We start from the raw sequence: 25,357 nt of genomic DNA, 5'->3' as shown, positions 1-25,357 counted from the left end.
TAACCTGGTGAAATATCAGTTAATATTCCGATTTGGAAATAAACTAAAGAATGCTCCAAGAATGCGCTAACACTTGGCGATAATCAATACCACTTGATTAGTTTTAGAGCCTTAAAATTTAGCTTAGCTCAAAAGTTCGACCAATCATTCAATAGTTGCTCTTTAATAGCTGAGACTATCTCAGAAACCGAACTTCCTTTACAGATCAACGAACAAAAGCCGTGCACCATCCTATTTTTAGGAAAAAAATAGGGCAGTCGGTCAAAGTTCGGCACAAATTGCTGAGTGATCTGAGTGGTAAAACAGATGTAAATTTAAGTGGCGCAGATCAATGCTGATCTCAGTGAATACAAGGAATAACGGCTACGTAAAGAATACGTAAAAAGGCGGGTAAGTTACAAAAGGATGCGCCGAGCTCAGTGGCTCGGCGCAGAACATAGCAATCAGTCTTGCTCTGGTTCTTCTATTGGGTATTCGTCGTCGTGATCTTCTTTCTGGTTCAAGATGCTCGCATCGATTAAACCTTCTTCGATTTCACGCAAAGCGATTACGGTTGGCTTGTCGTTTTCTTCAGGAACCAATGGGTCTTTACCACCAACTGCCAGTTGGCGTGCGCGCTTGCTGCCGACAAGTACTAATTCAAAACGGTTGTCTACGTGGTTAAGGCAATCTTCTACGGTGATACGGGCCATGAATTCTTACTCGGTAATTGGATCAGCTTGGTTTAGCTGAATACTGGAAACGAAAAGGCGGCGATTGTAAAAAATTTGATCGTCTAGGACAACAGTTTCTGCAATTGCTCGCCGTGTTTCGCTTGCTGGTTATCTAAAGTGAGCCTTTGTGCGGTAATAATGGACTTAAGTTCGCTTAAAGCAAGATCAAATTGTTCATTAATGACAACATAGTCGGCTTCTATATAGTGACTCATTTCAGCAACTGCTTCGTTCATTCTTTTAGCAATGATGTCATCGCCATCCTGCCCGCGTGCACGCAGGCGAGATTCTAATTCTTCAATAGAAGGCGGAACGATAAAAATACCCACCGTATCTGGAAAAATCTGTCTGACTTGATCAGCGCCTTGCCAGTCGATTTCTAAGATAACATCCAAGCCTGCATTTAACGCATCTTCGACGGAAGCTTTTGCCGTACCGTAACAGTTGCCAAAAACTTGGGCGTGCTCTAAAAATTCGTCGCGCTCGACCATTTCTTGAAACCGTGATGCATCAACAAAATGATAATTGATACCATCGATTTCGCCGGGGCGTTTTGCTCGGGTGGTGTGTGACACACTTACAGTAACGTCGGCGGTAGATTCGATCAGGGCTTTAACCAAACTGGTCTTGCCTGCTCCAGAAGGAGCCGATACCGTGTAGAGTGTGCCTCGGGTAGTCATTAAGACCTCTTATTCGTTCGTTGCTTGTGTCGATAGTGGTTTTACGCCATGAGCATAAAAACGCAAAGATGCTATTGCAAAAAAGCCTCTGTGCGTAAAAAAAGAGCGCATCCTACCCTTGTCACCAAGAAATACAACCTTTCGATGCGGTAAGAGTCTCGGTGTCTATTTACTTACAGCTTAGAGTGGAAACCGACACTTGACGATGGTTTGCTGAAAATACCGGTTGGGATCAGGTTGTGGGTAAAAATCAACCCAATGACGGCTCACCTTCTATTGACAACGGTTTTATTAACAACGGTTTTATTAACAACGGTTTTATTAACAACGGTTTTATTAACAAAGGTTTGGATATGAAATTACTGATGCCTTTGGCGAAGAACCAAGCGCGCCAACATAAATCGCTCAATCGCCTTTGGCAAAAAGTAAAAACACAAGCGCGGTTAATCGAACACATTGAAACCACGCTGGCGGCTATTCATTCGCGTTATTTCGCAGAAATTTACGAAATCGAGTGCCAAGTGTTAATACCGGCAAGAGAAAAGCTGGTCCTTCGTCTCACCGAGTTTATGGGACGCAAGTCTTTGTCCCATTGGCATCGTCAAGAACTGGCCGATTGGATCAGCCTAGAAATTGATACCATCGCGTTACTGAGCGAACAGAAAGCGTACGAATTAACGACATCGTATAACCGAGCTGTCGCGCAGCTGTTTCCCGATTTAAAAGACGATCCCATTGATGACCCATTTGTTGAAACTGAAAGTGGTATTGATCGAAATAAAGCCTCTTTGGAAGATCTTATAGATACCTATCGAGAGTTTATTCCTGAGTCTGTGTTAGAAGAAATTCTGAATGAACTCAACGAAAAATTTTTTGATGCAGCATCGCACGACGGTAACGAACCCTTTGATGTTCTGGAACATTCATCCTCGACAGACCTAGACGACCTTTGGCTGAAAAAAATATTCCGTAGAGTTGCCAATACACTTCATCCCGATAAAGAAAAAGATCCGAAATTGCGCCAACAAAAGCAACATTTGATGGTTAAGCTAACTAATGCCCGAGATAACAACGATGTTGCCACTATCATCGATTTATTTATGGAGCACATTGGCGAGTTGGATACCGAAAAATACGGCCTTTCGGTAACCGATTTAATGCAAAAATTACAAGAACAGTTGCACGACTTAGCGCTGAAAAAAGACGCCTTAATTCATCGCAGCGCAATGCAGCATTATTTATACAGCAGTTTTTACGATAAAACCGACGCGAAGATCGATAAAAAATTCACTCTGTACAAAGACGGTATCGAAAGTATTGAATATGCGTTACATGACCTGTTGGATTATTTAAAAAACTTAGATCGCTTGAAAGAAATTTTGGCGAAAAGAGAAAAACAAAAAGCGTTGATGTTGGTCGATGATTTCTTCCCCGGATTTCATGGCAAGGATATTGATGGTATTTTCAATTAAACGCCATAAAAGAGGGTTTAATTAAAAGTACGTTTTAGAAATCTTTAATCAAAATACAAGAACATTGAGTGATAGGCGTTATTATACGATGCAAAAATTATTGACCTACGTTGTACAAGGATTAATTACGGTATTGCCGTTAGCGCTCACGCTCTACGCAATTTATTGGGTGATTGTTACTCTTGAAGTGTTAATTCGAAAACTATTAATCAACATTATGCCTGAGCAATGGTACTTTCCAGGAATTGGTGTAACCACAGGTATCGTGCTGATTTTTATTGTCGGGTTGGTAATGAATATGTACGGCGCTCGCTATTTGGTGAGTGTTGGTGACAGAGTGATACAAAAAATCCCTCTGGTAAAATCTATTTATGCGTCAATCAGTGACATTATTACGGTATTTAATATTGGTAAAAACAGCGATTTAAGTGCGGTTGTTAGTGTGGATATGGGCAATGGTTTTCATCAAATTGGCTTTGTCACCGGTGAGAATACCGGCAAGCGCTTGTATCCTAATGAAGACAGAATTGGTGTGTATCTGCCAATGAGTTATCAGATCGGCGGCTTTACCATGTATATGAGTCGAGACAAGCTGACGCCACTGAATATATCCATTGAAGAAGCAATGCGCATTACTCTAACCGGAGGCGCCCAAGCGAAAGAAATAGAAGCCTTTCATTTAACACCAGAAGCTGCTAAACCTAAATAACAGCGCTAGATGCTTTCATGAATTATTGAGTTTAATTTGATTTATTAGAAGCGTTGATTAATTACTTTATGATTGAATCAGAGGGCAAAAATTAACAATGCGAATTGCCATTGTTCACAATTATAATCATTACTGTTCATGCAATTGGCGAGACATCTTTTTTGTTGCCAGAAGCTCTAGATAAAAAACTTTAGGTAAAGAAACTCTAAGATAAACGTACGCTCGGTAAATAAGAGTTTTCAATGCATTGATAAAGAGAAACCCAGCTCACTTCTAGATAAATAAATCAGATATACAGGTCATGCGAAATTACTGATATTCATAAATATCGATTTTTATTTAAACCGTTGTAGCGTTTATTTGTAAAAATAGTTTTTAATAGCAAGACTTGCTGTTTACATCGGTTAATTGAATTAATTCTTATAAAAATAGCGTTTATTCTGCGTTAGCAAGCCATTTGCTCGCCTATACTTTTTATCGTAATCGATAAACCTTGTATCTGAGCGCATCATGGCATTTTTGCGACTAGTTTCACCTGAGGAGCTTCAGGGCACCCTATTTGTCGGGCATCACGAGTATGCATTGTGCGCAGTGGGCGTTCTTCTGGCAATTTTTGCCTCCGCAGTTTTGCTTCCCGCTACCCATAGATACCGCAATACCAGCGGTGTTTGGCGCCATTTTTGGCTGATATTTGGCGCTGTAGCCATGGGCACCGGAATCTGGGCGATGCATTTTACCTCAATGCTCGCCTACAACATGCCAATGCCGGTAACCTACGATCCAGTCATTACCGCTATCTCAGTTTTTCCAGCTATCTTTGCCAGCGGCGTGTGCATCTGGCTCTATAACCCGCGACAACTCAGTGTAGAAGTGATTAACACCTCTGCTCTGGTGCTAGCGGCGGGTATTGGAGCTATGCATTTTATTGGTATGGAAGGCCTAGTTGTAAATGCGGAGATGTACTACAAACCACTTCTGCTGGTGATGTCGATATTTTCTGCTTATCTATTGGCCTTAATTGGCTTATTAACCTACTGCGACAGCAACAACTTGAAAACCATGCACGGCAAAATACGGCTGCTTGGCAGTAGCATAATATTAGGACTTGCTGTCAGTGGCATGCACACCATTGCTATGAGCGCGACCTATTTTCGAGTCGATGCTCATATGCCATTAAATGAAATCATCAGTGCGCCCTACCCTTTAGTAATTGCTGTTGTGGGCGGCTCGTTGATTGTATTGGTTCTGTTGGTGGTGAGTATTTTAATCAATAAACGGATGGACGAACTTACGCAATCGCTTATGAAAAGTGAATTGCGATTTGCTCGGCTTGCCGAAAGTACTCAAATGGCGATTTTTATTTACAATGAAAAACAGATTTTATACGCAAATAACGCGTTAACCACTATTACAGGCCTTAGTGAAGAGAAATTAAAACACAGTTCTATTGAGTCGGTATTTGGGAAATCTTTCGCTACCTTCTCTGCCGATGTACTGAAATCACCAAAAAAAGTCGGCCGAATTTTTCGACAGCAATTTAAAATTGAACGCCAAGACGACTCCATTTGTTGGGTTTATTTCAGTATTACCCTTGAGAAAGAAGATCAAGACTGGGTTGGTTTAGCCAGTGGTTGTGATATTACCGAGCAAAAAATTGCCGAATACAATTTCCGAGATCTTGCCTATCACGATTCATTGACCCAACTTGCCAATCGCACCATGTTTATCGATCGCTTAGATCACCATCTGCAATTAATTAAGCGTGGCAATTTACAGATCAATTCCTGTGTTTTACTCATCGATCTTGATAATTTTAAAGTAATTAATGATACCTTGGGCCACGGTGTTGGCGATAAATTATTAGTTGCGGTTGCGAAGCGACTGAAAAAAGTCGTGCGTTCTAGCGATACCGTTGCCAGGCTCGGTGGTGATGAATTTGTCATGTTGTACGAAGGCATGACGCACGGATTAGACGTGCAAGTTGTGGTTGAAAAAGTGGTCGCGCAGTTTAAATCACCAATAGATTTGGGCGATCGCGCGATGGAGATCTCGTTGAGCGTCGGCGTTTTACCCATTGTGCCTGTAGCCTATCAACACTCCGACGACGTATTACGTGATGCCGATATCGCGCTCTATCGAGCAAAAAATATAACCGGATCTTACTGGGTTATTTTCGACGAAGTGCTTGATGCAACATCGCGAAGAATGCGCCAGTTACAGATAGAACTCAAAGATGCCGTTAAAAATGGTGATTTACAATTCTATTTGCAGCCTATTATCGATGCCAAATTCAGAAAAATCGCCGGTTTTGAATCCTTAGCTCGTTGGCAACGTCGCAATGGTGAATGGATTTCTCCGGCGGAATTTATTCCGCTTGCCGAGCGTTCGGCTTGTGTTTCAGGAATTAGCATTTTAGCAGTACGTCGTGCAGCAGTGCAGCTTGAACAATGGAATAAAATTCGTGGCAAAAAAGACATTTATATCAGTGTTAATATTGCTGCTATATCCATCGACGATGAAGAGTTTTTTAACGAAGTTTCTTATGTTTACAAAAAATACCATTTAGCGCGCGGTCAAATTCGATTGGAATTGACCGAGCACATGATTATGTCCAACGCCGAAAGAATGGTGTCAAAGCTGCACGAGCTTATCGAAATCGGCTGCCAAATTATGTTGGATGATTTTGGTACCGGTTATTCTTCGTTAGCCTATTTGCATCGACTGCCTATTCAAACCGTTAAAATTGATCGCAGTTTTATTGCTAACCTGAGTGAAGATAAGCACAAAATGGCCATAGTAAAATCAATTATTGCGCTGGCAGAAAATCTAAAAATGCAGGTTATTTCTGAGGGTGTAGAAACAGAATTTCAATCCAATCAATTACTTGCATTGGGCTGCCCAGTCATGCAAGGTTTTTTATACGCGCGGCCAATGCCGGCACTGGATGCGAGTAATTTTTTAACCAAAGAACATTTCAATTAAGAATAAATAAAGAAATGATTTTGGTGGTTATTTAAAGAAACCACCGATTAACTCATCCATGATTTAATTGGTGAGAAGAAACTGACAACACAATTTCCTATCTCATCACAATCACTTACCACTCTTGAAATTGCCGATACTTCTTTGTATTGCTGGACGCTCTAGTGAAATCCGGGTATCTTAAAATCTTTAATAATCGTTCTTCAATTTATTACGCAGTTTTAATGAACATATAATCGTCCCTGAAATTCTCTGTAATGGAATTGCCTCTTCCGCTGGTTTATACTGAACTCGCCTTCACAAGCTTCCCGCTTAAGATTCACGAAAATTAAGTCATTTTTATTTCTGTCTGATATAAAGAGGATAGGTTCGTGAGCGAGTTTATTGATAAATTACTGCATTCATTTCACAGTCCGCTTTCTGCCATTTTATTGGTTATTGGCATCGCGTTAATTTTTATGGGATTAACCGACGGTATTCCCGTAAATGGTGAGATAACCTTGTCGACACAAGAAAACTTTGAGTACGCCTCTTTAGCGATTGGCATTTTAGCGGTAGGTCTGTCGATAGTGGTGTATTACAAGCCGCCGATAATTATGTCGCACGGCGGTTCTCATGATCGAAATACAGCTTCTCAAGCCAGTGAAACAACTCAGCCATTATTTTCGCAAATTGACGCAATGGTACCAGAGCTAACTATGTCTTGGTTGCAAAAAAGAGACTTTATTAGTGGTTCGCAGAAAAAATTACTGAGCTTTGTTGAAACAAGAAACTCGGTAAATTATATTTCTCTAGCGCAAGAGTTTTCGGATATAGCCAACAGTGAACTGTATTATCGGCTTGAGCAATTACGACTTTTAGGCTTTATTGTTTGCCACCGTATGGGTAATGATGCTAACGACGTAGCCTCGATATTTTTCAGGCCCAGTGAAGAATATCAAAAAGAATTAAATCAATGGGTCAATGCATCCAACACTCTGTACGTTAATTCTTAAGTGCTGTTTAAAATGCGATTGAAAATTTTGATTAAATTTTAGGAGGTTTATTTAGCGTTTTTAAAGTTCTTATCAAGTTTATTTAGGTTTTATTTAAAGTAGACACACATTCTGTATTTCCGCACAACTAAATTGTTGGTGGCTTTAATAATAAATACCAATGAATCGTTTGAGATGGTGTATTCTATGGCTTGATTATAAAGATTAATAAATTGAGTTCCCGTTTTGTCAATCGATCCCACTTTTTTAAATTCAACCATTCACCATTGGTTGGCCTTGCCTTGTAAGACTTTTTCCCGCGAAGAATCTGTAACTCAAGATGCTATTCATTGCGACTGTGGCGGTTTTGTGCGGTTATTGTTTCAAGCGCTTCAGCTAAAATATCCATTCTGCGTGTTGCGTCCTAAGGCTGTGCATTATTTTTCAGTGCTGCAAGAAATCGGCAGCAATAAAATAACGCAATTAAAACCCGGACACCTTTTGGCCTGGCGGAAGCAAATGCTTCCCAAAAGTGGCGATACCGGCCATATCGTTTTAATAACTGCAGAACCGACTCTTGTGGGTAATAATCACTTTCGCGTCGAAATTGTTGATGCCACCCAAAAACAACAAGGGTTATCGCAACGATTTTTGGAATTATTCACCGACGAAGATTCTGTCATTATTGGTGTTCGCCTTCATAGCGAAGAGACAAAAATTAAACGCGCGCCTATCTATCATTGCGACCTATTACAGACCCGATACTGTTGGGGATGCGCTCTGCCCAAGAGCGTTTGCTCATGCGGCGTTATAGAGCCGCGATCACCTGCCCCAAACTTTGTGATCTTACGCCATCCCAAAGAACGCAAACGAACACTTTCGACGGTTTCACTGATTAAACAACGCTATCCAACCACCTTGGTACTTGATGGCGAACAGTTTTCGCCGCTGCGCATGAATAATTTATTGCTGTTGTTTCCAAGCCAGCAATCTTTAGAGTGGCAACCCAATAGTGAAAGTGGTGAAAGTAGTAATCATGTCGAGAAGTCATCCGAACCCACTTTGATTCTGCTCGATGCAACTTGGAAAAAAGCCAAGAAAATGCTGCATCTTAACTCTTGGCTACAAACGCTTGAACATGTTGCGTTGAGCCCAGATTTTATGTCTCGCTATCTGTTGCGCAAAATACCCAACGTTCAAGGTTTATCGACCCTTGAAGCCTACGCCGTTGCCGCAAAAGACCCCGAACTCGCTCAAACCTTGGAGCCATTTATGGCCAAGCACATTGAGCTGATGGGTGTCGAAAGGTATCAACAAAACTATCAATCGCACCTTAATTACGAAAACTCTTAACGAAACTTATTTCGTAAGCCTATATTGGTAAGTCTCTGAAATCACAGAAGAAATAAAAATTGCGTCTATTATCAAATCCGTTCAAATTGGAATCACTAACTGTGAATCGCCCCTCAAAACGTCAAATCCTGTTTTAATAGATCACATTGATCTTAAATCAAGGGTAGGTTCATTATTCTTCCGAATAATGAATTACTCTATAATCACGGGTGTGCAAGCCTGCGCTTTAAGCGCAATAACTGCTTTGGAACGATCATTTTCATCGTGGCGGTGAGTGAAATTTGAAACTTTCTTGAAGGTTTTATGTGAACCCTTGGGGTTAAGGTTCTTCCAAGTGAAAGCCTATGGGGCAACCCCAACATCTACGGACGGCGTGGATTTACTGTTTTTTCGTGAGAGTTTATGTCTGCATTTATTACCGAACACAAAACATTGTTAATGATCCTGTTGCCGATTTTTTTGGTGGGTTATTTCTTACCAACCATCATCAGCTTTGTTTTAAAAGGCGAACAAAAATCCAAAATCTTCTTCGCCAACCTAATCTCTGGAATCTCATGGTTCGCTTGGTTTAGCGTACTGTTTTGGGCGATTCGAGGATCAAAATCCGTATCGAACAACAACGACGAAAAAACCATCGCCGAATAACCGCCTTAAAAGACAAGCAGTTGCATAAACACAACTGCTTACCTCTCCCAAGTTTCTAGTTTAGTAGCTCCCGTCTTACAGAACGATCCACAGAAGCCTCCTGCAAGCCAGCCCCAAGTAAACCTGAATGTTGGAAGGTTGACCTCGATATTACAGGCAAAGTATTTTTACCACCGCTGTGGTAAATACTGTGTGAAATACAAAGGCATAACGATATTGGTTTGCTCTAACATTGATGAGCCTTGTGTGCCAGTTAGCTTAAACGTTTTATTTGGCGAACATTTCTCAATGTAGGATGCTAGCGATTTTGCTCTTGTGCGTTTACCACTTTTTACTTCAATAGGGACGATATCACCTTCATCGGTCGCCAAAATAAATTCGATTTCGGCGCGGGCGTCATTCCATGAATAACTTGGTTCAACGCCAATCGCAGTGAGCTCTTGCTGCACAAAGTTTTCTGCCACATAGCCTTTGTATTCATAGTTTTGTTGCTTAATCTCTTTATAACTGCTGCCTAGCATATGATTGAGCAGGCCCACATCAAACATAAACAACTTAACCATATTCTCTTTTTTATAGGCTGCCAGTGGAGATTTCGGCAATCCTTCAACAGGGTAGTTTGGTAAAGATAAGCGGCAGCAGTTAAGCCAATGGATCGCAGTTTCAAAGTCGCTATAACGAGATTTGCGCTCATGCACATGTTTAAATTTAAAGCGTTTAACGGATTCATCGCTCACAAGAGAGAGTTGTGCAGGAATACTATTAAAAACCGCCTCAATGAGTGTGGCATCGACCTTGCCCGCGTACTTACCAAAATCGCGGCGATAACCTTCAACTAAATCAGCATGAATTTTGGAGATTTTTTCGACGCGCTCTAAAATGCTTGAATCTTTAAACTGATACCAGGCAGAAACCGCTTCCGGCATACCACCGGTAAAAAAGTAGTCTGTTAGTTTATCCATCAATTTAGTGTGCGCTGCCGGTTTGCTGGCTTGACTATCAAACGCTTTGATCAGAGCCTGCTCATTTGATGCGTAAATAAATTCTTGGAAGGTTAATGGTCGTAAATTGTATTGCTCTACCTTGCCCACAGGAAATGTGTTGAGCAAACCAATGTTCGAACCACTAGCCGCGATGAAATAGGACGGTGCTTTTTCGGCAAAATACTTGAGTGAGGTAACGGCTCTTTCACATTCGCCAATTTCATCCAATACCAACAGGTCGGTTTTTGAGTTAAACGCCTGGTTGGTCAATAGCTCAATGTTCATGAGTAGCTCGTCAGGCGACAGTGAGCCATCGAACGCTTCTTTGTAGGCAGGATTTTCAAGAAAGTCGATACGAAGAATGTTGGCAAAAGTCTTACCGAACAGATCTTGTAGCAGATAGGTTTTACCTGTTTGCCTTGCACCATCAATCAACAATGGCTTACGCGCAGGTTGGTTTTTCCATGCAATTAGGGCATTAAGTAGGTTGCGGTGCATTACTATTTCCTGCCAATTAAGATTCCTAACAGTCTATATCTTAATCTAATACACACATTAATGCGCGTAAAAGTGTGTAAAAATACATTTTAATGCGCATAAAAATGTATTTGTGTGCTGACCGAATATAAAGCAGCCGACCACAGCACAAGGCTAGCTCGCCCCAAAACGCCCGCAGACCTGTGCGCTGTGCTCAGGGGAATAATCATAATCGTGGTAGGTTAAGTAACAGTGATAAAATCCCAAGTTTACAGTTAAAAAACAACGTGAAGAGCACGATTGGTTCTTACATAGCCTGTTCAACAGAAGAGAAAAATACGCACTAGCGACGTGATGCGAGAAACCGGCTTAAGCCGTACCGCCGTCACGCTACTGTACAAAGAAACCGCGCTTAGGGTAGACATAGAGTGGATATAGAAGCGCTCGATAGAGAGTGCGAATTATTGACTACCCTTTAAGAGATTTGCTTGAGCAGGCTCCCAATTAAAACGATTACAAGGAATGTTATGGCTTTCAGTACCAGTAAACGCGTACTAGTAAGCGATATGAACATTGCTAACATCGTCTGCTGTATTGATTGAAGTTTAGTAACATTAAATAACAAGATTGGCTCGGATGGTTTTTCGTCTTACATGATGAAATATTTCAAACAAATTTTGGTCGCCGAAATTCAGAAGGTACAACCTTCGGCTCTACAACCAAAAAATGATTTTCACTCACTAACACTGATATATCCAGCACCAGATCTATTCAAGAAGCATGATGTTGTAGTCACGAATTACAATAAAATGATCTTTGAACTAAGGCTTGAGAATAGACCGCTTGTTGGTCTTCGCGACGGGTTTTTCTATATGTTAATGGATAGACAAGTGACCGTGGGGAGACGAACTAGATGGTAAACTTTTCGTCACACCGCTTAACAAGGAGGCAACATGAAATTTAACTTTGCACACTTAGGCGGTATCGATAAAGGCACCGTTGAGCTGGGTGATTTAACCGTGATTTGCGGCCCTAACAATATGGGCAAAACCTATATCAGCTATGCCATTTATGGCTTGTTGCGTCATTTTAAACAGTGGATTGATTTATCGGTCTCCCGTGAGAGCCTAGCGCAACTGCGCGACGAAGGCACCTTGTTGATTGAGTTGACCGACTATCAAGCGAAATTAGCAGATTATCTTAAAAATGCTTCTTCAGAATTTTCTGAAAACTTGCCACGTTACTTCAATGTGCCGGAAGATTTTTTTAACGGTGCTAAAGCCGAGTTTAGCCATGACCAGCTAGTGTTTGACTTTACTAATGAGTTTAAACAAGCCGTGAATTTTGGGCAGTCAGAGCAGTTAAGCTTTTTAAAGGCCGAAAATGATTCTGTGCTATCGGTCACTTTCCAAACCAAAAGCGGCAGTCGTGTTCCCGACAGGGTGCTTGATGATGTTATCAGTGATCATATTACCGATTGTCTATTTACTAATTTGTTGCCTCGCCCCTTCGTGGTCACGTCAGAACGCACAGGCATTGCCCTGTTCTACAAAGAGCTGGATATCAGTAAAAACGCCATCATTGAACATATTGCCAGCGGCGACAAGGTTAATCCATTTGAGCTGCTAAAGAGTATGCGTTCGCGGTATGCCCAGCCAATACAAGACAATATAAATGTGGTACGTGACTACGAAAATCTGTGTAAGCGCAAGAGTTTTATCCGTGAAGAAAGCGACTGCAAACCAATTCGTGATGCACTGCAAGACTTAATGGGCGGTTCTTACAAGGCGGTCGATAAACAAGTGATGTACATGCCGAAGAAGGAGCGCGGTCGTGACAAAGTTGCGGTGCCTGTCTATGTAGCTTCTTCTTCGATTAAGTCGTTGTTTTTGATCGACCTCTACATCAACTCGCTAGCCGAGAAAAATGGCATGTTGATCATCGACGAGCCAGAGCTTAACTTGCACCCAGATAATCAGCGTAAAATGGCAGGACTGTTAGCACGTTTAGTCAATTCTGGCGTGAAAGTGCTGGTGACGACTCATAGCGATTATTTGATCCGTGAGCTCAACAACCGTGTGATGCTTAACTTGGATTTGGAAGACAAAGAGCAGATTATGAAGTCGGCCAAAGTGACCGATTTAGACTTGCTGAAACCTTCACAAATCAAAGCCTACAGCTTAAAAGATGATCACCAGATACATGCTGTGGAAGTAGATAAGTACGGTATCAATATGGAAGTGTTTGATAATTTAATCGCCGATGCCAACGAGCTGGCTGATAAAATTTACTACGGTATCAAGGAGTGATGAATGCTGGCAGTGATGAGGGAAATCATCAATCCTGACGTGGTTATCAATTACGATACCGAAAAGAAACAGTTAACACTGAAAGAAGACGGCGCTGACAGTAAGGTAGCAGAGTTGTATATCAAGCAAATGCCCGAAAATGCACTCGCCTTTACTTTGGATTATCAACCTAAAAAAGAGAAGCAGAAATATAAACAGCTTTCACTATATGTAAACTCGACTAACGATGTAGGCGTGAATAAACGCTGTGATCTGATTATTTTATGGCAAGATGCCGAACAAAAGCGGGCTTTAGTGCTTGATCTTAAATCTGATAGGCTCAAGCCTAAGGATAATCAGAAGCAACTGGATAATTCGGAGTTGTTCTTAAAATACCTACTGAGTATGGCCGAAGTCCATTACGGAATAGATGCCAACGGTATTGAAGTTGATAAAGCCATCGTGACCACCAATGCTAGAAACGTACGCAAAAGAGCCACATATCAGCCAAATAATGAGACAGCGCTGTTAGGTAATTACAAAGTTGAAAGTGTGGTGACTAATGCCTCAAGAACAGCCAGTATTTCTTTTCGCCAATTGACCAGATGAGCTGAAAATGGCTCGAGGCCTAACAACAAATCGCAAGACTGCCAAAATGTCCTCAATGACCTGCACGCCCTGCATAAGTCGATCGGTACTTAGGCGCAGGTATGGAAGAAGAATGTGTTCGGTGAGTCATTGGTTGTTTTTCCAAAAAATTTTTGTTGATAGTGTGATAACTTTCATAAAGCGGATCGTGGTCTCTCTTTAGGGTTAATGCAAGCTTGATGATTCGGAGTTGTTACCACTACTCCGGTTGACTCAATCATTCCTACGTGCTAGCGGCAAAAATAAAAAAGCCCTGTATTTATAAGCAAATAACAGGGCTTTTAAGGCATTTTTGGAGAGGTGAAAAAACTACTCAATATTCTGCACTTGTTCGCGCATTTGTTCGATTAAGACTTTAAGTTCCACCGCCGTTTGGGTGGTGTCGCTAACGGTGGCTTTTGATGAGAGTGTGTTGGCTTCGCGATTGAGTTCTTGCATTAAGAAGTCGAGTCGGCGACCAACGGGTTTTTTCTGTTTTAGGCAGTTTTGCACTTCTTTAACGTGGGTTTCTAGTCGGTCGAGTTCTTCGTCGACGTCGGATTTTTGCGCGAGATACACTAATTCTTGTTCGAGGCGATCTTGGTCGATTTCAACTTGCAGTGCTGCAAGTTTATCGAGCAATTTTTGACGCTGATTTTCTTTGATTAACGGCAATGCTTCGCGGGTTTGGGCGACTAATTCCGATATTTTTACCAAACGCTGGGAAATGTGTTTTTGTAATTCGTCGCCTTCGCGCGCACGTTGTTGAATTAAATCATCGACGGCTTTATCGAAACTTTTTAGAGCGTCGTTTTTGACTGCTTCAAAGTCGGTTTCAGATTCAATAATAACGCCCGGCCACTGCATAATTTGCATGGGATTTACGGAGGCGGTTTTACCCATTAATTGATTGATTTCTTCGCAGGCATTGATGACCTGTTGGGCAAGTTCACGGTCGATGTGAATGGATTGTTGCTGACTGATTTTTTGCAGTTGCAGGCTGACTTCTATTTTGCCGCGGGCAATTTTTTCTCTTAATACTTCGCGTAATTGTGGTTCTAAGACGCGTAGTGTGTCTGGTAACCGAAAATGCGCTTCGAGATAACGATGATTAATGCTGCGTATTTCCCAAGTTAGGCTGGCCCATTCAAAGGTATTTTGTTGGCGAGCGAAGCCGGTCATGCTGTGGGTCATTGTCAGTCCTTCTGTTGGGCTCAATGAGCGAGTGTTATCCAAAATGAATATGCCGAGGGTTTTTATAGTGCGCGATAAAATAGGCGCAAGCTTCTAGTCGGCTGGATTACGAATTAATATTTCATGGTATCACAAGGTGGGTTAGTTATAATCCGGGCCAGAAGAATTTGTGCGTACAGTTTTGATTCAATTTAAATAAAACAATTATTTAGCCGCAAATTTATACTTGTTACCGGTGCACAGGAGAGAATTTTCAATGCAGAGACCCAGTGGTCGTTTGGCCGATCAATTAAGAGATATCACATTTACACGTAATTATACCAAGCACGCAGAAGGTTCTGTGCTAGTTGAGTTTGGCGATACCAAGGTGCTTTGTACCGCGACCGTTGAAGAAGGTGTGCCTCGTTTTATGCGCGGTGAAGGCCGTGGCTGGATTACCGCAGAATACGGCATGTTGCCGCGCTCTACCGGAACGCGCATGGACCGAGAGGCCGCACGTGGTAAGCAAGGTGGTAGAACGGTGGAGATTCAGCGTTTAATTGGTCGATCACTGCGTGCAGCAGCCAATTTAGAGGCGTTGGGCGAAAACACTATTTTGGTTGATTGCGATGTTATTCAAGCCGATGGCGGTACTCGAACCGCTTCTATCACCGGCGCTTGTGTTGCAATCATGGATGCGCTTGCCGTGCTTGAGAGCCGTGGTTTATTAAAAGGTGTTGTACTCGATAAATTAGTAGCAGCGGTTTCGGTTGGTATTTACGAAGGCGAAGTGGTGCTTGATTTGGATTACCCTGAAGACAGTAACGCCCAAGCCGATATGAACATTGTTATGTGTGAAGGCGGCGGCTTAATTGAGGTTCAAGGAACCGCCGAAGAAAATCCATTCACGGGTGATGAATTTGCGCAGATGCTAGCAATCGCAAAAAGTGGTATTGAGTCCCTGCACGGATTACAGCGAGCAGCATTGGCCGAATCTATTTAGCGAAATCTATTTAAGAGTTGGTGTTGGTAATAAAAAAGCCCGAAGAGCTGAATAAGTTCTTCGGGCTTTTTTTATTCATTTATTCAGCCATTATTTTGTTTATTCAAGAATGACTTGTTAAATTTTTGAGTAATACAGCTTTTATGAAAGCATAATTTTGTTAAGAACTCAGAAATTAAAACTTGAATCAACGACCATCACGGTAATTATTTGGTTGAATACACGAAACTGAGATTTGTTTTTGAGTGTTTGTTTGAAAATTTCGATGCCTTTAAGCTGTTACAATTCGATATCGTAATCAATAATTACAGGTAGGTGTGATGAGAACGTACGGTTTTTATAAATAACGCCGTATTCAACACGTGAGCGTAGTTCGTCGGAAACCACCTGTAGGTCGGTTCTCCAGCCGTCGCCTTTACCTACTTCACCCTGCGGCCACCAGGTGTATTCATCGGGATCGCGGTTGGCGCAACGGAAGGCATCGGTATAGCCAATTTGTGTGAACAATTGGTCCATCCAAAGGCGTTCATGGTCCAAAAAGCCTGCGTTATTTTCGTTGGCTCGTGCGTTTTCAACGTCTGCTGTTTTGTGAGCCATTTGCCAATTGCCGCAAAAAATAAAAGCGCGGCGCTTACGCGTGATTTTGTGCAGATGGGCTTGCAGGTCGTCGAAGAATTTGATTTTTACTTCAAGCGATTCAAGTTCGGTGTTGGCGCTAGGAGCTAATAATGAGCCAATGGATATGTGTTCAAAATCCGCCTGCAAATAGCGACCTTCCATATCAACACCGCTGCTAAAACCTAAGCCATAAATTAAGGCTTTAGGCTGATGGCGCGAGTAGATGGCAACGCCGTTGTAGTGTTTGATTCCAGAATCAAAAAAATACGCGTTATAGCCCTTTGGGTGGAAAATGTCGTGGTCGAGTTCGTGCTCCAGCGCTCGCAAGTCTTGTAGGCATACGATATCCGCGTCTTGCTCGGACAACCACTCGTATAGACCGCGTTGGGCGGCTTGGTGAATGCCGTCCACGCTCAAACTGATTATTCGCATATTCGCCCCTTGATGATGGACTGTGTATGATAACGACGTTTAGACAATTTTGTTAGTTAGTTGCCGTTTATTCCTGATTTAATTAGGTATTCTTTACATGCTTCAGTACCAAAAAGATTTCATTGAGTTAGCCATCAAACATAAAGCCTTAAGTTTTGGGGAATTTACCCTAAAATCTGGCCGTAAAAGCCCCTACTTTTTTAATGCCGGGCAATTTAAAACCGGTTCTGCTTTGGCAAGTTTAGGGCGATTTTACGCTCAAGCGTTGGTTAACTCAGGAGTTGAAATAGATTTAGTGTTTGGCCCTGCTTACAAAGGTATTCCTTTGGCTGCGGTAACCGCGGGTGCTTTATACGATCAGCATCAACTCGATCTACCTTATAGCTTCAACCGTAAAGAAGCCAAAGATCACGGTGAAGGCGGCACTATTGTTGGTTCTGAGCTCAAAGGTCGGGTATTAATTGTCGATGATGTGATTACCGCCGGAACGGCAGTGCGCGAAGTGATGTCTATGATTTCATCAGCCGGTGCAACACCCGGTGCAGTCTTGATTGGTTTAAATCGTCAAGAACGAGGTCAAGGTACACTCAGTGCCATTGAAGAAATCGAACAGGAATATAAGATTCCGGTCATAAGTATTGTTAATTTAGATTCAATTGTTGAGTATTTAAGTCAATCATCAGAGCAAGAGTCGCAGTTACTTGAGCGAGTAAAAGCCTACAGAGCAGAATTTGGAGTGAGTTAATTTATATGGAACGCGTCATCAACACATTTGATCAAGTCTTGAAGTTTATGCTTCGAGCAGGCGGTCGAAGTCTGTGGCTGGTGACTTGGATGTCTTTTGGGCTCATTGGATTATCAGCCTCTGCACAGCAACAACAACCGTTGTTTTACCGCTATGTTAATGACGATGGTATTAAAGTATTAGAGCAATCAATACCGCCCGAATACGCACAACGCGGTTATGAAGTAGTCAACGTCAATGGCGATGTCGTTAGAATTGTCAAAGCAAGTTTAACGGAAGAAGAACTGGCGGCGCGTGATCGTCAACGTAAACTGGAAGAGTGGGATAAAGCATTGCTCACTCGCTACAGTACGGTTTCAGATGTGCGAGCGGCAAAAAAGCGTCGTTTAGGGGAAATTAATACCTATATCGCGATTTTACGAGGCAATATTCTCAACCTTGATTCACAAATCGCGCGCGAACAAAGCAAAGCCGCCGACAGCGAACGCGCAGGCTTAGATGTACCCGAAGTGATCTTGATTAACATTCAGAACTTCCGCAACGAAAAACGCTCTGCTGAAGAGCAGATTGATCTTCGACGTGAAGAATATGAGAGTGTTGCCGAGCAGTTTGATCGAGATATTGCCCGCTTTGAGGACATTTTGCAGCGTCGTGAGCAGGCACAGCGCAATTAATTTTCTGTTGCGAACTGTGCCGTCAATTTTTTACCATTACGCTGGTTGGTCGATAAATGGCTAATCGATTAGCGGCTAGTTAACACCAGCAAGCGCTTCTCTAAAAAATCCGTTCATCAGTAAGGTCCACTGCTCGTTCCAATGTTCAGTTGGGCGACGCTTGAAATTACTGCGCACATACTGGGCAATTCTGCCTTCGGCGGCTGCGACAAGCATATTCGCTGACGCGTTTAAGCCGATTTGTGGGCGTATACCTTCACGCAGTTCAGCTTCACGAATGATTTGCTTAATTTGCGTTTCGAGTCGGTCGTAGAACTGGACAACGCGCGCATGCAGCCGCTCGTTTTCTCCCGCTAAAGCATCACCGGTTAGTATCCGAGTAATACCCGGATTGCGTTCGGTAAAGGTTAATAGCAAGGTGAGAATCTTCTCGCAGCGACCCATGGCGTTAGGTTCTTCGTTTAAAATCAAATTGACCCGTGTAAACACGGTATCTTCGATAAATTCAATCAGACCTTCAAACATTTTTGACTTGCTCGGAAAGTGCCGATACAGCGCTGCCTCCGAAAAGCCCACTTGCTTGGCCAGTGCCGCGGTGGTGATGCGTGAGCCCGGTGAAATCTCAAGCATATGAGCTAAAGCTTGCAAAATTTCTTGTCGGCGAGAAAGTTTGTTTTCTGATTTTGTCATATCTACTTACATTTGATTTTTTTAATAAACGTACAGTGCGGTTAGGCCCTGAACGTAAGGCTTAGAGCATTTTGTGTTAATCACCCACAAATTCGATGATTCTTTGCATATTGCAGAAAATTTCATCAAAACGCTTAAGCAAAAGTTTTGCGCTTATTGGTAATCAAGGTGCCCACGCCGACATCAGTGAAGATTTCCAGCAATACAGCGTGATCCACACGACCATCAATAATGTGAGCAGAAGTTACGCCACCTTTAACCGCATCAAGAGCGCATTGAATTTTTGGCAGCATGCCGCCGTAGATAGTACCGTCTTCAATCAGTCCGTCTACCTGTTCGGTACTCAAGCCGGTAAGTACTTGACCCTGTTTATCTTGCAATCCGGCCACGTTCGTTAACAGCACGAGCTTCTCGGCTTTTAGAACTTCGGCGATTTTTCCGGCGACAAGATCGGCATTAATGTTGTAGGTGGAGCCATCTTTGCCGACGCCAATTGGTGCAATGACGGGAATAAAATGGCTGTTGATCAGCATGTCGATAACGCCAACGTTGATCGAGCTAACCTCACCTACATGACCGATATCGATGATTTCTGGGGCGTTCATTCCCGGCGTTTTACGTTTAACTTCCAGTTTGCGTGCATTGATTAACTGGCCATCTTTACCCGTGATACCAATCGCTTGGCCGCCGTTATTGTTGATGAGCGAGACGATTTGCTTGTTAACACTCGCGCCCAACACCATTTCCACGACGTCCATGGTAGCGCTGTCGGTTACTCGCATGCCATCGACAAATTCGCTCTTGATTTGCAGCTTTTCGAGCAGTTCGCCAATTTGAGGGCCACCACCGTGCACAACGATGGGGTTAATGCCAACAAGTTTCATCAACACAATGTCGCGAGCGAAGCTGTTTTGCAACTCTTCATCAACCATTGCGTTACCACCAAATTTTACGACGATGGTTTTGCCGGTAAATCGTTGGATGTACGGCAATGCTTCGGTAAGAACTTCGGCAATGTTCATAGCTGCGGTGCGGTCAAGTGACATGATGAGTCTGGTGCTCCTTGGTAATGTACGGGCAAGGGATATTTGCGTGATAGAAGTTTATCTTCTGTCACGCGAAAGTCGCAATTGTAAAAAGACGATCTGAGTAAAAGTCTGTGTTAAAACGACAGATCCAGTTTAGGGGCGACCTTAGAAAGCTCACGTTTGAACAGTATTTTGAGTTGCTCGATAACTTCTTCGGTCTCGCCTTCAAAGCGCAGGGTCAGTTCCGAGGCGGTGTTCGACGCTCTGACCAGTCCCCAGCCCTTACCAAAATCGATGCGCAAGCCGTCAACGGTAGTTGTCGTGCCGTTTTGGAAATTACCGACTTCGATAAGGCGTTTAATGATCTCGAATTTATCGCTTTCTGCAACAGCGATACGAATTTCGGGTGTTGCAGGCAGTACCGGGAATGCTGAGAAAATTTCGTCGAGTCCCTGCTCTCGCAGTGACATGATTTCCAGCAGGCGCGCTGCGACCAGTATGCCGTCGTCAAAGCCATACCAGCGATCTTTTAGGAAAATGTGGCCGGAGTACTCGCCGCCAAGCAAGGCTCCGGTTTCGATGATTTTTGCTTTCATATGCGCGTGGCCGGTCTTCCACATAATGGGGCGGCCGCCGTAGCTGCTGATGAGACTGCCCAGCTGACGAGTACATTTCACATCGTAAACCACGTCGGCGCCGGGGTTGCGAGATACTATGTCTTTGGCGAACAACATCAAAAGTCGGTCTGCGGAAATAATCTGACCGCTTTCGGTGACCACAAAAACACGGTCTCCGTCGCCATCAAAGGCAACCCCAAGATCGGCACCTTCTTCTTTGACTTTAGCAACCAAGTCAGCCAAGTTCTCTGGTTTGCTTGGATCTGGCTCGTGATTAGGAAAAGAGCCGTCGATATCGCAATGCAGGCTGACAACATCGCAGCCCATTTCGGAAAAGAGTCTTGGTGCTATTTCACCACAGGCTCCGTTGCCAGCATCGATCACGATTTTGGCATCGCCCATGAGTGCAACGTCGGAAAGAATTTCATCGATGTACTCAATAGAAATATCGCGGATGCTGGTTTCGCCGCTGCCGCGTTTGAAGTTTCCAAACTCCATTTCTTTATGGATTTGCGCGATCTCGTTTTTAGCCAGAGTAGCGCCACTGAGCATCATCTTAAATCCGTTATGATCAGCACCGTTATGGCTGGCGGTAACGATAACACCGTGTTTGATGGTTTCGTCGGTAGCAACGGCGTAATACAGCAACGGTGAGGGAACCAAACCGATATCAACAACGTTACAACCAGTACTCAGAATACCTTGCGTCAAAGCTTTGGTTAGTGATGGGCTTGAGATGCGGCCATCGCGGCCTACAAACATATCGTGGCCGCCACTTGCTATCACACGCGAGCCCAAAGCCTTACCTAGAGCGTTGGCGAACTCTTCGGTGATTTCTTGGTTGGCTATGCCGCGAATATCGTAGGCCCGAAATACGTGATCTGGGAATTGTTCAGTATCTGGCTCAAGAGTTTCTGTGTTATTGATCCGGCCGGTGGTTTCACCGCTCATCAGTGATTTGTCAGCCTCAGAAATTTCTACGTCCGCAAGAGCCGACATAGGGTTGGTGCCAACACTGATTCGTTGCTGTTCCATGGCGAGTTTTTTGGCTTCTTGCTGATGCTTGATCCTTATTCCTAAGAAATAAGCGCCACCGGCAGTCAGCAGTAACACTATTGAGTGAGCGATAATCAGCAGCCACGGTTGAACGCTTGCTTGATCTGCCAGTTTGGGTGAAGGATAAAATTCCAAAAGCCATAGCTCGCTCATATCGACGGTAACTTTGGGGCCGTTACCCGAGCCGACGCTGGCGATCAATTGATTGCGATTTTTAAAGATTTGCAGGAGTTTAGATGCGCCAAGAGAGATGTCCGTTTGTGCCATGGCTTCGGTTAAATTGCTCATCGGAACCCGGATCATAATGACTCCTGGAGCAATTTCAGCAGAGCTGAGTTTAGTATCTTCTTGGTCATACACGGCAGCCACGAGTGTGAAGTACCACGCGTTATCAACCAGTCCCGCTTCAGGCAGTGTTGGTACACCGCGCAGGGATTGATTGATCAAATCTAATTCAGCAAAGCGAAATTGCGTCTCTGGATACTGAATTTCAGGTGCATTGCTGGAGCCAATTAGCAGGGCTTTAGAGTCCGGTGGCAGTAGTCTTTCGATGGAGTTTTGCCACTGTTGGCGGCTTTGTGTCGATAAGGGTTGTCCCTCGGCAAGAATGTCTTCGAGTTCTGAATCTGATTGGGTTATCAAGGTTTTTCGCTGAGTTAACTTGAAGTATTCCAGTAAGCCTTGGCGTTTTGAAAACTGATCAAGGGTTGATTGCAGAGCGTTGAGCCGAAATTGAATTTGGCGAGCCACGCCTTGGGCATGCTGCTCACTGAGTTTTTCAAGTCGTTGCGCTTCCACCTTGGTGATGAAGTGGTCATAGCTAAAATAGGCCACCACTGCGTTGATGATTACTGCGACAATGATCGCCAGTACCGGCAGTGGAATTTGTTTAAGGGTGTTCGGTGTAGGGGAGCCTCGCTTGGACTTATCGTTGTTTTTTTTATCGGTGCTTTTGTTCAAGAAAGTAAACACATCGAATCCTTAACAATTGAGCGACTGTTTTAGCTTAAGAACCGCAGAGTTATCGTTAGAAAGATAATCTGAGGTTCCAACAGTAACAAAGAATTAATCGGCAAAAACCGTGAAAGCCCCGCGCGCATCAGTTAGATAAGAGGCACAAGCGTTGGTTATACGATCTAGCTTGAGTGATTTAAATATCGAGCGCCAACGAGTTGCATAAGCTCAATGGCCAGTACCGACTTGTCCAAGTTGGGCATGGGTTTTTCACCCTCCTTCCAGTAGACGGTAACCTCGTTTTGATCAGCATTAAATCCTATATCACTGCGCGATACGTCGTTGGCAATGATCATATCTAAGTTTTTACGAGCCAGCTTGCCGCGAGCGTAGTTGGCAACATCATTGGTTTCGGCGGCAAAACCCACGGTAAAGGGTTTTGGATTGCTGGCTGCAACTCCGGCAATAATGTCAGGATTTTTGACTAATTCGATGGTCATGTCGTCGCGATCTTGGGTCTTTTTGATCTTTTGCTCTGCAACACTGGCTGGGCGATAGTCTGCGACGGCGGCCGAACCGATGAAGATATCCGTTTCTGAGATCTTTGCCATCACTGCAGCCTGCATCTCTAACGCGGTACTGACTCGAATACACTCAACGCCTTGAGGCGCACTGAGACTGGTTGGGCCAGAGACCAGAATCACCTTAGCGCCAAGTTCGGCGGCAGCACTGGCGAGCGCATAACCCATTTTTCCAGAGCTGTGATTGGAAATATAACGAACGGGATCAATAGCTTCTCGGGTTGGGCCAGCGGTCAACAACACGGTTTTTCCGGCCAGTAATTGGGCGCTTTTGTTATCAGCGGTTGATTGGGAGGGTTTAAAGTGTTCCAGAACGCTTTTAACAATATCCGGTACTTCCATCAGTCGGCCTTGACCGACATCGCCACAGGCTTGGACACCATCGCCAGGCCCAAACTGCAAAATGCCGAGTTCTCTCGCCTTAATAATGTTGTTTTGCGTTGCTGGATTCGCCCACATGGCCTGATTCATCGCCGGCGCAATGGCGAGAGGAGCGCGTCTAGCTAAACATAATGTGGTAAGCAGATCATCGCCAAAGCCGTGAACAACCTTGGCAATAAAGTTAGCGCTGGCAGGCACCACCAAAAGCAAATCTGCCCAGCGAGCGAGTTCGATATGACCCATTCCCGCTTCGGCCTGTGGATCGAGCAGCTCGGTATGTACCGGATTGCCCGATAGCGCCTGAAACGTCAACGGTGTAATAAATGTCTGTGCGCCTCTGGTCATGACTACACGTACTTCTGCGCCGTGGTCTTGTAGCCGTCGAGTTAGCTCGGCAGCCTTGTAGGCTGCGATTCCGCCGGTGACGCCTAAGAGAATTTTTTTATCGGCTAACGCTTGTGTATCAGTCATATTTAAACCAGTTTTTCTTAATCTTTGCTTTGAATATTGTGTGTGAGTTGTTGAGTAAAAACTTTAGGGCGAGATTCTATTGAGTAATGGACGCAATTTCACCTGCGAGGGGTAAAAGTTTGATTTTATTGATGGTTGTGAGACTTTGATACTCATAACTTAAGTTGCAAAAGTATCCATGCCTAAGAATTGAGCGATCTCATACTTGAAAAAGTATCTATTTCTTAAAACTAAGATTATGGCGTTCGATACCAAATCTGCACGGATATGAGCATTGATTTGCCAGCCATTTGCAGATACTCAATTGGTACTTTCATCAGTTGAGTAGAAGACTTATGGCAATTTCCGATTGGCCAGCTGCGGAGCGTCCACGAGAAAAATTGCTAGCCAAGGGAGCTAGTGCATTATCGGACGCAGAGTTGTTGGCCATTTTCTTAAGAACAGGTTGTGCAGGTAAGAGTGCTGTCGATCTCGCTCGTGAGCTGTTATCCGAGTTTGGAAGTCTGAGACATTTGTTGCAGGCACCTCGAACCCAGTTTTGTAGTGCTCACGGTTTGGGTGACGCCAAATACGCGCAGTTGCAAGCCGTTTTAGAAATGGCTAAGCGCCATCTCGAAGAAACTCTGTCGCGAGAACAAGCGCTTACCAATCCAAAATCGGTAAAAGACTATCTTACCGCTCAGTTACGCCACCTCGATCACGAAGTCTTTGCCGTGCTGTACCTCGATACTCAACATCGTTTGTTAGCATTTGAGAATCTATTTAACGGCACTATCGACGGCGCAGCTGTATATAGTCGAGAAGTGGTACGCAAATGCTTGAACCAGAATGCAGCGGCGGTCATTTTTGCTCATAACCATCCCTCTGGTATCGCCGAACCCAGTCGAGCAGATCGCGACATAACCCAACGACTTGTCGATGCGCTTGGGTTGGTTGATGTTCGAGTGCTTGACCATATGGTGGTTGGCGAAGGCGAGATTGTGTCCTTTGCTGAGCGTGGTTGGCTCTAATTGGGCCGTATTTTTACTCGT

General features: G+C 43.7%; 22 protein-coding genes. 13 read left to right on the top strand and 9 right to left on the bottom strand.

The annotated features are described in order from the left end of the window. Positions 1-443: 443 nt before the first annotated feature. Entirely contained in the window at positions 444-692 is a 249-nt protein-coding gene (rpoZ, locus tag ACYQ28_RS07000; RefSeq protein ID WP_460049072.1) for a DNA-directed RNA polymerase subunit omega, read from the bottom strand. An 83-nt stretch (positions 693-775) separates the two neighbouring features. Next, on the bottom strand, positions 776-1,393 hold the full coding sequence (gene gmk, locus ACYQ28_RS06995) for a guanylate kinase (RefSeq protein ID WP_460049070.1): 618 nt from the start codon (positions 1,391-1,393) through the stop codon (positions 776-778). 239 nt (positions 1,394-1,632) lie between these two features. Here gmk and ACYQ28_RS06990 point away from each other — a divergent pair, with 239 nt between their 5' ends. From ACYQ28_RS06990 to ACYQ28_RS06965, 6 genes are all read left to right on the top strand, one after another. Continuing rightward, positions 1,633-2,865 carry a hypothetical protein gene (locus ACYQ28_RS06990; RefSeq protein WP_460049069.1) on the top strand — a complete coding sequence of 411 codons (1,233 nt, stop codon included), beginning with the start codon at positions 1,633-1,635 and terminating at the stop codon, positions 2,863-2,865. 88 nt (positions 2,866-2,953) lie between these two features. Beyond that, positions 2,954-3,574: a DUF502 domain-containing protein gene (locus tag ACYQ28_RS06985; RefSeq protein ID WP_460049067.1), complete on the top strand. Its 621-nt coding sequence runs from the start codon at positions 2,954-2,956 to the stop codon at positions 3,572-3,574. Positions 3,575-4,084: 510 nt separating this feature from the next. After that, complete coding sequence (locus ACYQ28_RS06980; protein WP_460049065.1) at positions 4,085-6,556, top strand: bifunctional diguanylate cyclase/phosphodiesterase; 2,472 nt, start codon at positions 4,085-4,087, stop codon at positions 6,554-6,556. 371 nt (positions 6,557-6,927) lie between these two features. After that, positions 6,928-7,551, top strand: coding sequence for a hypothetical protein (locus tag ACYQ28_RS06975; protein WP_460049063.1), 624 nt, complete (start codon positions 6,928-6,930; stop codon positions 7,549-7,551). Between the two features lie 225 nt (positions 7,552-7,776). Further along, the gene (locus ACYQ28_RS06970) at positions 7,777-8,883 is read left to right on the top strand and encodes a tRNA-uridine aminocarboxypropyltransferase (RefSeq protein ID WP_460049062.1); all 1,107 of its coding nucleotides are present in this window, start codon (positions 7,777-7,779) and stop codon (positions 8,881-8,883) included. Positions 8,884-9,285: 402 nt separating this feature from the next. Then, the gene (locus tag ACYQ28_RS06965) at positions 9,286-9,528 is read left to right on the top strand and encodes a superinfection immunity protein (protein ID WP_460049060.1); all 243 of its coding nucleotides are present in this window, start codon (positions 9,286-9,288) and stop codon (positions 9,526-9,528) included. 167 nt (positions 9,529-9,695) lie between these two features. Here the strand turns inward: ACYQ28_RS06965 and ACYQ28_RS06960 are convergent, their stop codons facing one another. Continuing rightward, positions 9,696-11,009 carry an ATP-binding protein gene (locus ACYQ28_RS06960; RefSeq protein ID WP_460049058.1) on the bottom strand — a complete coding sequence of 438 codons (1,314 nt, stop codon included), beginning with the start codon at positions 11,007-11,009 and terminating at the stop codon, positions 9,696-9,698. 315 nt (positions 11,010-11,324) lie between these two features. Between ACYQ28_RS06960 and ACYQ28_RS06955 the strand changes: the two genes are divergently transcribed. The 3 genes from ACYQ28_RS06955 (at position 11,325) to ACYQ28_RS06945 (ending at position 13,885) form a co-directional block, all read left to right on the top strand. Further along, on the top strand, positions 11,325-11,426 hold the full coding sequence (locus ACYQ28_RS06955; RefSeq protein WP_460049264.1) for a helix-turn-helix domain-containing protein: 102 nt from the start codon (positions 11,325-11,327) through the stop codon (positions 11,424-11,426). A 515-nt stretch (positions 11,427-11,941) separates the two neighbouring features. Continuing rightward, on the top strand, positions 11,942-13,297 hold the full coding sequence (locus ACYQ28_RS06950; RefSeq protein ID WP_460049057.1) for an AAA family ATPase: 1,356 nt from the start codon (positions 11,942-11,944) through the stop codon (positions 13,295-13,297). A gap of 3 nt (positions 13,298-13,300) precedes the next feature. Continuing rightward, a complete protein-coding gene (locus tag ACYQ28_RS06945) occupies positions 13,301-13,885 on the top strand; it encodes a hypothetical protein (protein WP_460049056.1) in 585 nt (194 codons plus the stop codon). A 348-nt stretch (positions 13,886-14,233) separates the two neighbouring features. Here the strand turns inward: ACYQ28_RS06945 and ACYQ28_RS06940 are convergent, their stop codons facing one another. Further along, on the bottom strand, positions 14,234-15,097 hold the full coding sequence (locus tag ACYQ28_RS06940; RefSeq protein ID WP_460049054.1) for a YicC/YloC family endoribonuclease: 864 nt from the start codon (positions 15,095-15,097) through the stop codon (positions 14,234-14,236). Between the two features lie 256 nt (positions 15,098-15,353). On the opposite strand from ACYQ28_RS06940, the gene rph reads away from it, so the two are divergent. Next, the gene (gene rph, locus ACYQ28_RS06935) at positions 15,354-16,079 is read left to right on the top strand and encodes a ribonuclease PH (protein WP_460049052.1); all 726 of its coding nucleotides are present in this window, start codon (positions 15,354-15,356) and stop codon (positions 16,077-16,079) included. A gap of 279 nt (positions 16,080-16,358) precedes the next feature. Here the strand turns inward: rph and ACYQ28_RS06930 are convergent, their stop codons facing one another. Beyond that, on the bottom strand, positions 16,359-17,129 hold the full coding sequence (locus ACYQ28_RS06930) for an exodeoxyribonuclease III (protein WP_460049050.1): 771 nt from the start codon (positions 17,127-17,129) through the stop codon (positions 16,359-16,361). Between the two features lie 97 nt (positions 17,130-17,226). Here ACYQ28_RS06930 and pyrE point away from each other — a divergent pair, with 97 nt between their 5' ends. Both pyrE and ACYQ28_RS06920 read left to right on the top strand, forming a co-directional pair. Further along, positions 17,227-17,874 carry an orotate phosphoribosyltransferase gene (pyrE, locus tag ACYQ28_RS06925; protein WP_460049049.1) on the top strand — a complete coding sequence of 216 codons (648 nt, stop codon included), beginning with the start codon at positions 17,227-17,229 and terminating at the stop codon, positions 17,872-17,874. A 5-nt stretch (positions 17,875-17,879) separates the two neighbouring features. Continuing rightward, positions 17,880-18,548 carry a hypothetical protein gene (locus ACYQ28_RS06920; RefSeq protein WP_460049048.1) on the top strand — a complete coding sequence of 223 codons (669 nt, stop codon included), beginning with the start codon at positions 17,880-17,882 and terminating at the stop codon, positions 18,546-18,548. Positions 18,549-18,623: 75 nt separating this feature from the next. On the opposite strand, the gene slmA is transcribed toward ACYQ28_RS06920, so the two are convergent. The 4 genes from slmA to coaBC all read right to left on the bottom strand — a co-directional run bounded on the left by slmA (position 18,624) and on the right by coaBC (position 24,326). Then, on the bottom strand, positions 18,624-19,238 hold the full coding sequence (gene slmA / locus ACYQ28_RS06915; protein ID WP_460049046.1) for a nucleoid occlusion factor SlmA: 615 nt from the start codon (positions 19,236-19,238) through the stop codon (positions 18,624-18,626). Between the two features lie 134 nt (positions 19,239-19,372). Continuing rightward, a complete protein-coding gene (argB, locus tag ACYQ28_RS06910) occupies positions 19,373-20,284 on the bottom strand; it encodes an acetylglutamate kinase (RefSeq protein ID WP_460049045.1) in 912 nt (303 codons plus the stop codon). A 116-nt stretch (positions 20,285-20,400) separates the two neighbouring features. After that, complete coding sequence (locus ACYQ28_RS06905) at positions 20,401-22,911, bottom strand: phosphomannomutase/phosphoglucomutase (RefSeq protein WP_460164699.1); 2,511 nt, start codon at positions 22,909-22,911, stop codon at positions 20,401-20,403. A 164-nt stretch (positions 22,912-23,075) separates the two neighbouring features. Further along, complete coding sequence (gene coaBC / locus ACYQ28_RS06900; protein WP_460049042.1) at positions 23,076-24,326, bottom strand: bifunctional phosphopantothenoylcysteine decarboxylase/phosphopantothenate--cysteine ligase CoaBC; 1,251 nt, start codon at positions 24,324-24,326, stop codon at positions 23,076-23,078. Between the two features lie 335 nt (positions 24,327-24,661). On the opposite strand from coaBC, the gene radC reads away from it, so the two are divergent. After that, positions 24,662-25,336: a RadC family protein gene (radC, locus tag ACYQ28_RS06895; RefSeq protein WP_460049041.1), complete on the top strand. Its 675-nt coding sequence runs from the start codon at positions 24,662-24,664 to the stop codon at positions 25,334-25,336. The last annotated feature ends 21 nt before the right edge of the window (positions 25,337-25,357 follow it).

The organism is Sessilibacter sp. MAH1 (assembly GCF_054658315.1).
Note: the sequence above shows the minus strand (reverse complement) of the source record. Positions and strands in the feature narration are given on the sequence as shown.